The organism is Prauserella halophila, assembly GCF_024171895.1.
GTDB lineage: Bacteria > Actinomycetota > Actinomycetes > Mycobacteriales > Pseudonocardiaceae > Prauserella > Prauserella halophila.
Map to the genome: position 1 here is coordinate 273,708 of NZ_JAMTCQ010000011.1, position 14,327 is coordinate 288,034.

The following is a 14,327-nucleotide window of genomic DNA, read 5'->3' on the forward strand; positions in this document are numbered from 1 at the left end:
ATGTCTGAACAGACTTTCGTCGTCAACGGTGAGCGGGTGACGGTCGACGTCTCCGGCGACGTGCGGGTGCTGTGGGTGCTGCGCGACCTGCTCGGCGTCACGGGCCCCAAGTACGGCTGTGGCATCAACGTCTGCAAGGCCTGCACATCGCACATCAACGGCAAGGCGTTCAATCCCTGCGCGGTGCCCGTCGGCGAACTGTCCGCCGACGACGAGGTGACCACCATCGAGGGGCTGCCCGCGCAGGCCGCCGAGGAGTCGCGCGGACAGCACGGCCTGCATCCGATGCAGGAGGCGTGGCTCGAACGGGACGTCGTGCAGTGCGGTTACTGCCAGCCCGGTCAGATCATGGCGGCGGTGGCGCTGGTGCGCAAGGTCCGCGACGAGGGCAGGACGGTCACCGAGGCCGACCTCGACGGCATCCGCAACATCTGCCGCTGTGGCACCTACACCCGCATTCGCGAGGCCATCCGGGACGGCGAAACGCGGATGTGAGCCCCTCCGGTCGCATCCTGGAAGGCTCGGCTGCGGGGCCGACGGCCCGCGCCGGGCCTTCCAGGAGCCGCATCGTACCCGGCCCGGTACAGTGCTGGATCGGCATGAATGAGCACAGTGATCCGGCGCGCACGACCCGCCGCAGCGGCGAGGAGCTGCGGGAGGCGATCCTGGATGCCGTGCTGTGCGAACTGTTCGAACGCGGCTACACCGGGGTGACGTTCGACGGCATCGCGCACCGTGCGCACACCAGCAAGCCGGTGATCTACCGCCGGTACGCGACGCGCGCCCGGATGGTCCTGGACGCGCTCATCCGGCATGCGCCCGCCGATCTGCCGTCGGACAGCGCGGGCGACCTCCGATCCGATCTCATGGCGCTCGGTCTCGCACTCGGCAGGCGGTTCGAGCAGATCGGCATCACCACGGTGCGCCGGCTCATCGCCGACGTGGACGATGATCTGTTGCCGCAACTCGCCGAACTCGCCACCGCGCCCGCGGAACAGGCGCTGCAGCGGGCGCTGGACGCCGCACGGGCACGGGGCGAACTGGGCCCGGAGCCGCTGCCGGACCGCGTCGCGATGCTGCCGTTGGCGCTGTGGCACCACGAGATGCTGTCCATCGGGCACGTCGACGAGGCCGCGGTCGCCGACATCGTCGACCGCATCTGCCTGCCCCTGCTGACCCGCCGGGTCTGAGACCGCCACGACGCAATCCGGCAGCACGGGGCTGTCCGTCGCCATTTCTCGGGCACAGCACCTTCGGCCACGGCACCCCTCCCTCCGACGCGGAAGCGCCCCTCGGCCACCGACGTGTCCGAGGGGCGCTCTTCCGTCCCACCCACCTACGAGGGCGGAGCTACGCGTTCGCGGGTTCGCGATCCGAATCGGAGTGGTCCCGAGCGGCGCCTGGACGCTCGAGGCTCTCACCTTCGACGTCGACGTTCGGGACGATCCTGTCCAGCCACTTCGGCATCGCCCACGCCTTGTCCTTCATCAGGTACATGAGCGACGGGATGAGCAGCATCCGGATCACGAACGCGTCGAACACCACCGCCACGGCGAGCGCGAAGCCCATCGACTTGATCATCACGTCGTCCATGAGCATGAATCCGGCGAACACCGAGGTCATGATCAGCGCAGCGGCCGTCACGACACGGGCCGAGTTGCGGAAGCCGTCGACGATGGCGTCCTGATACGACGCCCCGTGCACGTGGGCCTCGCGAATCCGCGTCACCAGGAAGACCTGGTAGTCCATCGCCAGCCCGAACACCACGCCGACCAGGATGATCGGCATGAAGCTGATGATCGGCCCGCCTTCGAAGATGCCGAACCAGCCCTCCTGGAACAGTGCCACCGTCACGCCGAGCGTGGCCAGCACCGACAGCAGGAAGCCGAGCGTCGCGGTCAGCGGCACGAGCAGCGAGCGGAACACCAGCACCAGCAGGACGAACGCCAGGCCCACGACGGTGGCCAGGTACGGCACGAGCGCGTCGTTGAGCTGCTGGGAGATGTCCTCCATGATCGCGACGGTGCCGGTGATGCCCAGCTCCACTCCGGTGCTGTCCTCGAACCCGGCTTCGCCCGCGCGGAGACTCTCGAGCAACTCCGCGGTGCGTGGGTCGTCCGGTCCGAACTCGGGTTGCAGCATGACCATCGTGCCCTTGTCATTGCCGGGCGCCGGCACGACATGGCTGACGCCGTCCTGCTCGGCGGCCCACTGCTGGGCCTCCTGGTAGGCGGCCTGCTGTGCCTGCGGGTCGTCCGAAATCCCCCGGGCGTCGACAACCAGCATCAGCGGGTCCAGCTTGCCGGGGCCGAAGGCGTCGCCGATCATCTCGGCGGCCTGCCTGCGCGACGAGTCGCTGGGCGCCGTCGCATCGTTCGGCATGCCGAGGCGCAGGTCCTTGAACGGGATCGCCAGTGCGCCGAGCGCGACGACAACCAGCAGCGTCCAGGCGAGCGGCTTCTTGCCGAGGAAGCGGGACCAGCGCACCCCGTTGTTCAGCACGAGTCCCGACTCCTCGCGCTTCGGGCTGTACTTGCGGAACTTCAGGCCGAACGTCTTGCCCTTGAGCATGCCGACCACGGCGGGCAACAGCGTCAGTGCGACGAGCACCGCGATCGCGACCGTGGCCGCGGCGGCCAGGCCCATCGTGGTCAGGAACGGAATCCCGACGACGCTGAGTGCCGCGAGCGCGATGATCACCGTCAGGCCGGCGAACACGACGGCGGAGCCGGCTGTGCCGACGGCGATGCCGAGCGCGGTCGGCCGGTCGTCGGTGTGCTCGAGTTCGCTGCGGTAGCGCGCCAGGATGAACAGGGCGTAGTCGATGCCGACAGCGAGGCCGATCATCGTCGCGAGGATCGGCGTGGTCGACGAGATGTCGGTGAACACGGTCATCGCCGTGATACCCATCGAGCCCAGCGCGACCCCGATACCGGCGGTCACGACCGGCATGCCCGCCGACACCAGCGAACCGAACGTCAGCGCGAGGATGATCAGCGCCATGACGATGCCGATCAGCTCGGCCGTCGCACCACCGATCTCCATCACCTGCATGCCCGAGCCGCGGACCTCCATGGCGAGATCCGAGGAGTCGGCGTGCTGCTCGACGACGTCGAGGATCTGCTGCTGCGTCTCCGGTTCGACGTCGGTGACCTGCTCGACGTCCAGGGCGAAGTCGACCAGGCCGGTGCGTCCGTCCTCCGACAGCGGCGAGGACGCGGCGAGCTGCGGCGCGGCCCGTTCGAGCGCCGCCTCGCGGTCGAACGGCTGTCCTTGGGCCTCGGCCTGCTGCCGGGCCTGCTGGAGTGCCTGCTGTTCGAGGCCCGCATCCGCCTGGACGGGGCCGAGGACGGCCTGCTCACCCTGCGGCACGGTGTCGACGTCGCGCAGGTCGGCGATCAGCTCGTCGACGGCCCGGACATGTTGCGGGGCCGCCAGCTGCTCGCCTTCGGGAGCCTGCACGACGACCTGGACGTTCGCCGCATCCATCGGCGAGTCCTGCCCGTCCATGATCTCCGGCAGCGTTTCCGCGGCTTCGACCGATTCGATGCCGGGGATCGTGAACTGATCCGACATCGGCTGCGACTGCGTGACGGAGAACGTGCCCACGCCTGCGAGCACGACGAGCCAGGCGATCAGGAAGAAGGGCCACCGGCGGTACGCGGTCCTGCCGAGGCGGAAAAGTAGCTTGGCCATGCGTGGTTTCGGCTCCTGGATACGTGACGGACTGGGGCTCGTGTCGCACGGTCACCGGCGCCGTTGCCGGAACGATCGGCACGAATCCGCCCGCTGCTGCCGCATGCGGTCGGTTCGGGTGCTGCTCCCGCACCCGCCTCGGCACGACCACCGGTCCAGGGGAGGACACACGGACGACGTGGCAACCCGCGGCGCAACGCGTGCTGCAACCACGGTGCGTGGTCCGGGCCACGTATCCGTCACGACACTCCCCCGGCCGATGACCTCGGCAGGCACATCGGTCAACACCTCGCCATAAGATACGGCTCGTATCTTATGGCATGCAGCTCATCATACATGACCAGACGGTGCGAACCCCGACAGCGTGACGGCACCCCGCGAGGTCACTGCGCGTGCCCAACCACCACCCGACCGGGCATAACTCGCCGTCGCGCGCACGAATGCCGCATCCGGGACCTACACGCCGGGTGTGACAGATCACAGCGGTACCCGGCCCGCCCGACGGCTATTCCCGACGCCGCACCACCGCGCGACAAGGAGCCGTTGAGGACATTGCGGTGCCTGCGCCGACAGCGCCGACAGCGCAGGCAGCGCAGGCGGCAGAGCCGGCAGCGCCGGTTGCAGAGCCCGAGCGACTCCGCAGCATTCGTCGCGGCGCCTCGTACTCCACCCCGTTCTTCGCGTCGAGCAAACCGGCCACCGGGCCACGCGCGTACTCGGGGTCGAGCCCGGCGGGACGAAACCGGATGCGGTACATCATCGGCGCGACGACCCGGCCGGCGCGGGCTCCTCGACCCCGGACCGGCCGGATCCGGCTGCGCCGTCGGCCCGCCGCCGGATCTCGGCGAGCACGGCGGGCACCACCTCGTGCACGTCACCTTCGACGGCGTAGGTGGCTCGCTGCATCATCGGCGCCTCGGGATCGGTGTTGATCGCCAGAATCGCCGCCGAATCCATGCAGCCCACCCAGTGCTGGGTCGCGCCGCTGATCCCGCACGCGATGTAGAGGTCCGCCGCGATCTTCGTGCCGGTGAGGCCCACCTGGTCCCGATGCGGCCGCCAGCCGTTGTTGGTGGCCACCCGCGAGCAGCCCACGACGCCGCCCAGTCGCTCGGCCAGCTCCTCGAGGACGACGAAGCCTTCCGCACCGCCGACGCCCCGGCCACCCGAGACGACGACCGGTGCCGTCGACAGCGACAGCCCGGTCTCGCTCGCGACCCGTTCGGCCACGCGCGTGCGGGCGAGCTCCGGCGGAACGTCCACTGCGGACTCGGTGACCTCACAGTCGGCCGGCTGGAGCGGCACCTGCGGGGTTTCGACGGCCGCGGCCACCGTCGCCAGCTTCACCGGCGCCGTCAGTTCGGCGTCCTCCAGCAGCACCCCGCCACTGCGGGTCCTGGTCAGTCGCCAGGCACCGGAGCCGTCCTCCTCCCCGGCGAGGCGCACACAGTTCGTCGCCAAGGGCAGGCCCGCACGCGCGGCCGCGTGGGTGAGGACCTCGGTGTCGCGGTGCGACGCCGAGGCCAGCACACCGGCCGGGCCGAGCCAGTCGATCACGGTCGCCAGCGCGCTCCCCCACGCCTCGGGCCCGTACTCGTCGAGCAGCTCGTGCCGTACGACGTGGAGTCTGCTCACGCCGTAGCCGCCGAGCTCTCCGGCCACGTCGCCGGCCGGAACCCCGGTTCCGGCGAACGCCACCGCCTCCACCGGCTCGTCGCGGCTCGCCAGCGACCGTGCCACCGCGGGCAGTTCCGGAACCACCTGGCCGTCGGCCACCACGATCAGTTGCATCGTCGTCACACCTTCCCCAGCTCGGCCAGCACGTCGACCACCGCGGGCGCGGCATCCGCCCCGCGTCCCAGCGGAATCGCACCGGCACGGTCGTCCGCGGGCCTGCGCAGGCCCAGGGTGCGCAGACCACCCGGTTCGGGACCGCACGTCACCGTCCGCAGCGCCGCCTTCTTCGCCTTGAGCCTTCCCGGCAGCGTCGGGTATCGGGGCAGATTCAAGCCCTCCTTCACCGCCACGGCCGCAGGCACCGACAACCCGAACACCTCGGTGCCGCCGGGGGTGTCGCGGGTCGCGCGCAGCGTCGCTCCGTTCTCCGTCACTGCCCCGTTCTCCGCCACTGCCCCGTTCTCCGGCACTGCCCCGCTCTCCGCCTCGATCCCGGTGACCCCGCCGACGATCGGAAGGCCGCACGCCAACGCGACGCGCACGCCGACCTGTCCGTGGCCCGCATCGGCGGAGGCGTCGCCGAACAGCAGCAGGTCCGGCGCAGGCTCGTCGGCCAGTCCCGCGAGGACGGCCGTCGCGGTCGCCTCCGGATCGAGGTCCGTCGTGCCCGTGTCGACGAGCACCCCCTGGTGGGCGCCCATCGCCAGCGCGTACCGGAGCTGTTCGCCCGCCTCCTCCGGGCCCACGGTCAGCACCGTCACCCGGCCGCCGTGCGCGGCCGCGAGACGCACCGCCTCTTCGACCGCGCATTCCTCGTGCGGGCCGATGGTGAAGCCGAGGTGCCGCGTATCGACCGCCAGTCCGTCGTCGGTCAGCGGCACCTGCGCTCCGAACGCAGGCACCCGCTTGATGCAGACCACGATGTCCACGACGTCCGCCTCCCTTCCGGCGGCTCGACTGCCATTGCCGGGCGGATCACGCCTTCATTCGCGTGTCGTCCGGATCGAACAGCGGTGTCCGGCCCGCCCGTGCGACCGTGACCGGATACCGCTCGGCCATGTACTCCACCTGCAGCGATGTGCCTTCGACGGCGAACTCCGGCGGCAGGTACGCCATCAGCAGATGGCGGCCCACCGACGGCGCGGGCCCGGCGCTGGTGACGGCCGAACCACGGCCTTTGCGGTCGACGATCCGCTCCCCTGCCGGTGTCACGATCGGCTCGCCACCCTGCGGGTACCGCGGGATGCCCTCGGCGCCGAGGTGGTCGTCGACGGTGAGGGTGCACAGCGTCGCCGCGGGGTCACCCTCCCGCGCCGCGAGGTAGGCGTCCTTGCCGATGAAATCCGCCGCCTTCACCTTGGGCAGTGCCAGGCCGGCCTCCACCGGGTCGTACTCGGCGTCGAGCTCGGCACCCATGAGCCGGTAGCCCTTCTCGAGCCGTCCGGTCGTGCCGTAGACGCCGATGCCCGCAGGCGCGATGCCGTGCGGCCTGCCCGCCTCGGCGATCGCGTCCCACAGCGCCTGCCCCTGTTCGAACGGCGCGTGCAGCTCCCAGCCGAGATCGCCCACATAGGACACCCGCAGCGCCAGCACGGGTATCCCGTCGACCGCGATCCACCGGGCCGTGCCGAACGGGATCGCCTCGCCGGACACGTCGTCCTCGGTCGTCGCCGCGAGGATGTCCCTGGCGCGCGGGCCCCACAGCCCGAGCGTGCACACCGCCGACGTCACATCCACGAGGGACGCCGAGCCGTCAGCGGGCAGGTGGCTCTCGAACCAGAACCGGTCCCGCGCTCCGTCGGCGCCACCGGTGATCACCCGGAACCGGTCCTCGGCCAGGCGCACGACCGTGAGATCACTGCGGAAGCCGCCGCCCGGCGTCAGCACCGGTGTGTAGCAGATCCTGCCGACGGGCCGGTCGAGCTGCGCCATCGTCATCCGCTGCAGGTAGTCCAGCGCTCCGGGTCCGCGTACGTCGAACTGGGCGAACGCCGTCAGGTCGATCATCGCCGCCCGCTCCCGCAGGGCCAGGTGCTCGGCCTCCACGATCGGCGACCACCACCGGGCGTCCCACTCGTGGGGACGGTCGTGAATCCGGTCGCCGAACTCCTCGAGCAGGTCGCGGTTGGACTCGTACCAATGCGGCCGTTCCCAGCCGCCGACCTCGAAGAACACCGCACCGGCCGCGCGCTCACGCGCGTGGAACGGCGAGAGCTTCCGGCCACGGGCCGATTCCCACTGCTCGCGCGGGTGCACGATGCCGTAGGTCTTGTTGAAGCCCTCGTTCGCGCGGGCACGCACGTGCTCGCGCGTGCGCTGGTGCGGGTAGAACCGCGCGATGTCGGCGCCGTGCATGTCGAACTCACAGTCGCCGTGGGTCAGCCACTCCGCCATCATCCGGCCCACGCCCGGACCCTCCTTGATCCACACCGCGGCCGCCGACCACAGCCCGTCCACCTCCGGACTCGGCCCCAGCACCGGCGCACCGTCGGGAGTCAGGGACAGCAGTCCGTTGATCGCGTGCCGCACCCCGGCATCCGGCCGGTCGAGGATGCTGCCGAACAATTCGAGCGCCTGCTCCAGTTGCGGGTCGAAGTCCTCGGAGGTGAACGGCAGCTGGGTGGGTGACAGTGCGGCCGCCGCCAGCGACGGGATCTCGTCGGGTTCGTGCAGGATCGGCCGGTGGGCGTACGACCCGATCTCGAGATCGGCGCCGCTCTGCCGCTCGTACATGAGCGCGTCCATGTCCCGCACGATCGGATAGGCGATCGCCGTCCCGCTCGCCTCGAACTCGGGAATCGGCCCGACGTCCATCATCTGGTGCACCGCCGGAGTCAGCGGGATCTGCCCACCCGCCAGCCGCGCGATCCGCGGGCTCCAGACGCCGCATGCGACGACCACCAGCGAAGTCTCGACGTCCCCGGCGTCGGTGCACACCCTCTGCACGCGCCCGCCGTCGGTGCGGATGCCGGTCACCGTGGTGCTCGCCGCCACGGTCAGCGCGCCGTCGGCGATCGCCTGTTCGCGCATGAGTGCCCCTGCCCGCAGCGGGTCGACGACCGCCACCGACGGGGTCCAGAAGCCGGCGAGCAGAATGTCCGGATCCACGAACGGCACGAGCTCCGCGACCCGCCCCGGGTCGATCAGCTCGGCGTCCACGCCCCAGGCCCGCGCCGAGGCCATCCGCCGTTTCAGCTCCTCGACCCGCGCCGGTTCCCGCGCCACCTCGACGCCACCGCAGCTGATGAGCGTGCCCAGCTTCTCGTACTGGCGCATGGAATCCGTCGTCAATGCGGTGATCTCGCGGGAATGGTCGACGGGAAAGATGAAGTTCGAGGCGTGCCCGGTCGACCCGCCGGGATCGGGCAGCGGCCCCTTCTCGATCAGCACGATGTTCCGCCACCCCAGTTCGGCGAGGTGATGGCACACCGAGTTGCCCACGATGCCGGCTCCGACAACGACGATGTCGGCGCGTTCGGGAATCTCCGTCATCTCGATCACTTCCTCACGACAGCCCCACGACCTGGCCTGCCTCGTCGATGTCGATGTGCTCGGCCGCAGGCTCCGACGACAGGCCCGGCATGGTGCGCATGTCACCGCAGATCGGGTAGATGAACCCCGCGCCTGCCGACAGGCGCACCTCGCGCACCGGCAGCATCCAGCCGCCGGGAGCTCCCTTGCGGGACGGGTCGGCCGAGAGCGACAGGTGCGTCTTCGCCACGCACACGGGCAGCCGGCCGAATCCGTGCCGCTCGTAGTCGTCGAGCTGCCTGCGTGCGGTGGCGCCGAGTTCGATGCCGTCGGCGCCGTACATCCGCCGCGCGATCGCCTCGACCTTCTCCGTCAGCGTTGCCTCGTCCGGGTACAGATAGGAGAAGCCGGCCGGCTCCGCGCACGCCTCCGCGACGGCCTCGGCGAGTTCCGCCGCACCTTTGCCACCTTCGGAGGCATGCGTGGTGATCGCCGCCCGCGCACCCTCCTCGGCGGCGACGTCCACAATGGCCTGTTTCTCGCTGTCGTGGTCGCCGGGGAACGCGTTGACCGCCACGACCGGGGTCACGCCGTGCGCCCGGACGTTGGCGATCTGTTTGCGGAGATTCTCCGCCCCGTCCCGCACGTCCTCGGAATTCTCGGCCAGCATCTCCTCCGGCAGCGGCCGGCCTGCGATCACGCGGTACCGTCCCGTGTGCGCCTTCAGCCCACGGACCGTCGCGACCACCACCGCCGCGTCGGGGGTGAGCCCCGAGGAGCGGCATTTGATGTTGAAGAACCGCTCCGCCCCCATGTCGGCCCCGAACCCGGCCTCCGTGACGAGGTAGTCCCCGCAGCGAATGCCGATCAGGTCGGCCACGACCGACGAGTTGCCGTGGGCGATGTTGCCGAACGGTCCGCAGTGGACCAGGGCGGGAGTCTGTTCCGTCGTCTGCAGCAGGTTCGGTTTCAGCGCGTCGCGGAGCTGCACGCACATCGCACCCGCGGCGTGCAGGTCCTCGGCCGTGACCGGCTCGCCCCTCCGGTCGTAGGCCACCACGATGCGGCCCAGCCGGGCACGCAGGTCCCGCAGCGACCGGGACAGCGCGAGCACCGCCATCACCTCGCTGGCCGCCGTGATGTCGAATCCGGTCTGCCGCGGCAGCCCGTCCTGCCGCCCGCCGAGGCCGGTCACGATCTGACGCAGATCGCGGTCGTTGACGTCCAGCACCCGGCGCCAGGCGATCGCGAGCGGGTCGAGGTCGAGCGCATTGCCCTTGTGCAGGTGGTTGTCGACCATGGCGGCGAGCAGATTGTGCGCCGACGTGACGGCGTGAAGGTCACCGGTCAGGTGCAGGTTCACGGCCTCCATCGGCACGACCTGCGAGTAGCCGCCGCCGGCCGCGCCGCCCTTGATGCCGAACGTCGGTCCCATCGACGCCTGCCGGACCGCGATCACACCGCGTTTGCCGATGTGGCCGAACGCCTGGCCGAGTCCGACCGTGGTGGTCGTCTTGCCTTCCCCGAGCGGTGTCGGGGTGATCGAGGTGACCACGACGTACTTCGCCCGCGGCCGGTTCGCGAGCTCGTCGATCGCTTCCAGCGAGATCTTGCCCGCGGAGTGACCGTACGGCTCGAACAGTCGTGACTCGATCCCCATGTCCCCGGCCACGTCCAGCAGCGGTTTCCGCACCGCGGCGCGGGAGATCTCCAGGTCCGACGGCATCGACGGCATGTCTCAGCCCTCCCCTCGTGGGTTCGGTGCCGATCCGTTCCGGCCGCGGTTCGCGGCCGGAAGCTCGGCGAGCAGGCGGGCGGTGGCCCGCACCTTGTTGAACGTGTAGCAGTGCAGTCCCGCCGGAGCGGGTTCGCCGTGCTGCTCTGCGAGGTCGACGACGCCGCGCAGCACGCTGTCCCGCCCGCGCCGCGGCCGGAGCAGGCGTCCGACGATCGACCGATGGGACGCGACGAACCGGAGTGAGTCGCCGACCCCGATCCGGGCGCCCACGCGCGCCAGCGTCGCGACGTCGACAGCGCCGGGAACACCGATCACGACGGGCAGCGTGATGCCGTGTTCGCCCGTTTGCCGCAGGAATTCCCGGATCGCGGTGAGGTCGAAGCACAGCTGCGTCACCGTGTAGGTCGCCAGGTCCTGTTTGGACCGCAGCGACGACCACAGCGTCGCGGTGTCGATCGACGGGTGTCCCTCCGGATAGGACGGAACGCCCACCCGTGCGGGAAGCCGGCCGAGCTCGGCCATCGCCCGCAGCAGCGATCCGCCGTCCGGGAACGGTCCGGCGGGCTCGGACGTGTCGCCGCCGACGACGAAGACGTCGTCCACGCCGGCACCGGTGAGCCGGTCGAGCACGTCGGTCAGCTCGCCGTTCCCGGTGAGCTGCCGTGCCGCCAGATGCGGCACGGGACGCAGCCGCTGGGCCGCCAGCTTTTCGCACAGGTCGACGGTCGCACCGGTCCCGCGGCGCGGCGACGCCGTCACGGTGACGACCGTGTCCTCCGGCAACGCGCCCGTCTCCTCGAGCACGCCGCTCAGGGGCAGCACCTCGAGGCGCGGGCGCGCCAGGATCCCGGACGGTGCCGACCCCGGCACCGTCCCGTCTCCCGGCTCCCGCGTGCGCCTCATCGCTTCGGGGTTTCCTTCCGCGGATCGATGAACGGCTTCTCGACGACCGTTCCCTCACGCACGCCGGTGGGTGTGCGCACCTGCAGGGTCGTGCCGAGTTCACTGAGTCCGACCGGCACCATGGCGAGTCCGATGTTGCGTTCGAGCCGCGGCGAACGGCACGCACTCGTCACCCGGCCGACCGGTGGTCCCGCACCGTCGTAGACCTCGAACGGTTCGATCATGGACCCGTCGTTGTAGGTGCCGAGCGGTTCGCCGGAGATCTCCATGCCCACCATGAGCCGCGAGACGCCATCGGCCCGCGCCTGCGCCAGAGCCGCCTTGCCGATGAAGTCCGCCTCCTGGTCGAGATCGACCATCCAGCGGTAGTCGTAGCCGACCTCGAGCGGGTTGGTGCCGAGCGTGATGTCGCAGCCGTAGGCGAGCATGCCGGCCTCGATCCGCCGCATGTGACAGGGCCCGATCGGGCGCATGTCGTACGGCTGCCCGGCCTGCCACACGGCGTCCCACAGGCGTTCCGCATCACGCGAGGCGTCCCGCAGGTACAGCTCGTAGCCGATCTCGCCGGAGTATCCGGTGCGGCTGACGACGACGCGCATTCCGTCCACAGTGAACTCGTGCAGGCCGTAGTACGGCACGTCCAGGACCGCATCGCCGAACAGGTCGTGCAGCACCTCCTTGGACCGTGGTCCCTGCACCTGGAGCGGCGCGACGTCGGCCTCGGCGATGTGGACGTTCCATCCGCCCGCATGCGCCAGGCCCATCGCCCACAGGCCGACATCCGAATCGGCCAGCGACAGCCAGAACCGGTTCTGTTCGAGTCGCAACAGGACCGGATCGTTGATGATTCCGCCGTCGGGGGCCGTGATGAACACGTACTTGCATTTGCCGACGTCGCACTTGGTGAGATCCCGTGGCACGAGCATGTTCGTGAAGTCGAACGCATCCGGGCCCGAGATCTCGAGCTGCCGTTCGACACCGACGTCCCAAATCGTGACGCCGTCGAGCAGGGCCCAGTACTCGCCGACCGGGTCGCCGTAGTGGCGCGGGTGGTACGTGTGGTTGTACACGCTGTAACTCGCGGCACCGCAGGCCCGGGATTTCCAGAAGTACGGGGACTTGCGCAGTCGCGTGTAGAGCATCACCGCGGGCCGGTCGACGACCGCGCTGGGTTCGCGCGAGATGTCCGGCCAGGCGGCGGTCTTGAGCATATCGGTCATGGGGGCCACCTCGGTTCTCCGGCCCGTTCGATCTACTTCGAGAAATGGGCGAGTGCCCGCCGCCTCGTTGCCTTCACGCAGTTGCCCACCGGCACCGATGCCGGTTGTGTCATACGCAACGAGTTCTGCATTACTAAACTGCGTGCTTTCAGCATGCGCCGTGACCTACGACACGTCAAGTGGTTCACGAGCCGAAAATCGCGCTTCCACCTGCGAAAACTCCGGCCGGCGCCGGCGGCTCGGAGCGACGTGGCACAGCGGCACAACGCAAACCACACGATCGGGGGTAGCCGGCCGGAATCGGATCACCGCCGTGACGAAGCCGCTCCCCTCGCCGGCACCCCCACAGCGTGATCACCGGCACCGGCACAGCGTGATCGCCGGCACCGGCAGCCCGGGCCGTCACCGGTGTCGCGCAGGCCCGTTCGGACGTGCGCGCTCAGAACTCCGGGTAGATGCGCTCGGCCACGCGGGCCTTGCGGATCCCCAGCTCCTTCACCGTGTCCGCCGGGTAGCCGCCGTTCTCCGGAACGCCGGGAACCTCGGTGCCCGCGGCGTCGAGCATCGTCCAGCCGCTGCCGAGTTCGACGAGACTGCGGTGCTTCGTGCCGTAGTAGTCCGGCGACACGCTCATCGCGACGCCCCGCGCGCCCGCCGCAGCGGCGGTCAGGTGCAGATGGAATCGCGTGGAGAGCCAGATCTGCCCGTCGACCGCGGGAACACCGTCGCGCCAGAGTTCCGAGAACGGCATGAACGCCGTACCCGGTAGATCCGACGCGAGCAGGTCGTGCACGGCTCGGTCGACGCGCGGTATGGCCTCGACGAACGTGACGTCGGCCGGGTCGACCTCCCAGCTGCGCAGTATTCCCTTCACGCGGCCGGCCAGCGCAGGTGGCCCGAGTTCGCCGATGTCGGACTGCACACACACCATGACCGGCCGGGTGTAGTCGGACACCGCGGTCCCGGGCACGTCGAGGAACACGTCGTCACAGCTGAACTCGGCAGGCACCGCCACCGCGAGCAGATCGGCGGAGTCGCGGTCGCGCACGTCCACCACGTCGAACCGGCCCGCGAGCGAGTACAGCAGCTCCGCGACGTCCGGCGCGGCGGGAACCAAGCCCTGTCCGGTCATGGCCAGCCGGGCACCCGAACGGTTGCCCGCCGCGACGGCACCCGCGAGCAGACCCAGGTGTTGCGGCCACAACGCGTTGACGTAGCCCCCGCCGATCAGGTGGATCACGTCCGCGGTCGCGAGCAGTTCGATACCGGGCCGGCACCACGGGGCGAGCCCCGGGTCGTGGACGGCCTTGCGGACCCAGGTCGCCACGGCCCACGGCTCCTCGGCCGGAGCTTCGACGGCCAGCCGCCACAGCGTGTTCGTACAGCGCAGACCGGGGTGCAGCCCGGCGAGCATCACCTGGGCGGTGCCGGGCGTGTGGCAGTCGAGCCACACCTCGGCGTCCGGCGCGGTCCGCGCCAGATACCGCAGCCACGTCGCGGCGATCAGTTCGTCACCGAAGTTGGGCAGGCCTGCGGGCCCGATCAGGTAGATCCGGCGCGATGATGCCGGGGCGCCAACGTGGGACATAACGCTGCACGCTAGCACCGCCGGGCACCTTCGT

General features: G+C 70.3%; 10 protein-coding genes. 2 read left to right on the forward strand and 8 right to left on the reverse strand.

The annotated features are described in order from the left end of the window. Both LY41_RS16155 and LY41_RS16160 read left to right on the forward strand, forming a co-directional pair. Entirely contained in the window at positions 1-495 is a 495-nt protein-coding gene (locus LY41_RS16155; protein ID WP_253864853.1) for a (2Fe-2S)-binding protein, read from the forward strand. 104 nt (positions 496-599) lie between these two features. Next, on the forward strand, positions 600-1,190 hold the full coding sequence (locus LY41_RS16160) for a TetR/AcrR family transcriptional regulator (RefSeq protein ID WP_253864854.1): 591 nt from the start codon (positions 600-602) through the stop codon (positions 1,188-1,190). Positions 1,191-1,350: 160 nt separating this feature from the next. Here the strand turns inward: LY41_RS16160 and LY41_RS16165 are convergent, their stop codons facing one another. The 8 genes from LY41_RS16165 to LY41_RS16200 form a co-directional block, all read right to left on the reverse strand. Continuing rightward, complete coding sequence (locus LY41_RS16165; RefSeq protein ID WP_253864855.1) at positions 1,351-3,696, reverse strand: MMPL family transporter; 2,346 nt, start codon at positions 3,694-3,696, stop codon at positions 1,351-1,353. 756 nt (positions 3,697-4,452) lie between these two features. Next, on the reverse strand, positions 4,453-5,487 hold the full coding sequence (locus tag LY41_RS16170) for an electron transfer flavoprotein subunit alpha/FixB family protein (protein WP_253864856.1): 1,035 nt from the start codon (positions 5,485-5,487) through the stop codon (positions 4,453-4,455). A gap of 5 nt (positions 5,488-5,492) precedes the next feature. Continuing rightward, positions 5,493-6,302, reverse strand: a complete 810-nt coding sequence (locus tag LY41_RS16175) for an electron transfer flavoprotein subunit beta/FixA family protein (protein WP_253864857.1) — start codon at positions 6,300-6,302, stop codon at positions 5,493-5,495. Positions 6,303-6,348: 46 nt separating this feature from the next. Then, entirely contained in the window at positions 6,349-8,865 is a 2,517-nt protein-coding gene (locus tag LY41_RS16180; RefSeq protein ID WP_253864858.1) for a GcvT family protein, read from the reverse strand. Positions 8,866-8,878: 13 nt separating this feature from the next. Continuing rightward, entirely contained in the window at positions 8,879-10,570 is a 1,692-nt protein-coding gene (locus LY41_RS16185) for a formate--tetrahydrofolate ligase (RefSeq protein ID WP_253865062.1), read from the reverse strand. A gap of 12 nt (positions 10,571-10,582) precedes the next feature. Continuing rightward, entirely contained in the window at positions 10,583-11,485 is a 903-nt protein-coding gene (locus tag LY41_RS16190) for a methylenetetrahydrofolate reductase (protein WP_253864859.1), read from the reverse strand. Continuing rightward, complete coding sequence (locus LY41_RS16195) at positions 11,482-12,627, reverse strand: glycine cleavage T C-terminal barrel domain-containing protein (protein ID WP_372493304.1); 1,146 nt, start codon at positions 12,625-12,627, stop codon at positions 11,482-11,484. Before LY41_RS16195 ends, LY41_RS16190 begins: the two co-directional genes overlap by 4 nt. Before the next feature lie 517 nt (positions 12,628-13,144). Further along, the gene (locus LY41_RS16200) at positions 13,145-14,293 is read right to left on the reverse strand and encodes a polysaccharide pyruvyl transferase family protein (RefSeq protein WP_253864860.1); all 1,149 of its coding nucleotides are present in this window, start codon (positions 14,291-14,293) and stop codon (positions 13,145-13,147) included. Between the last annotated feature and the right edge of the window lie 34 nt (positions 14,294-14,327).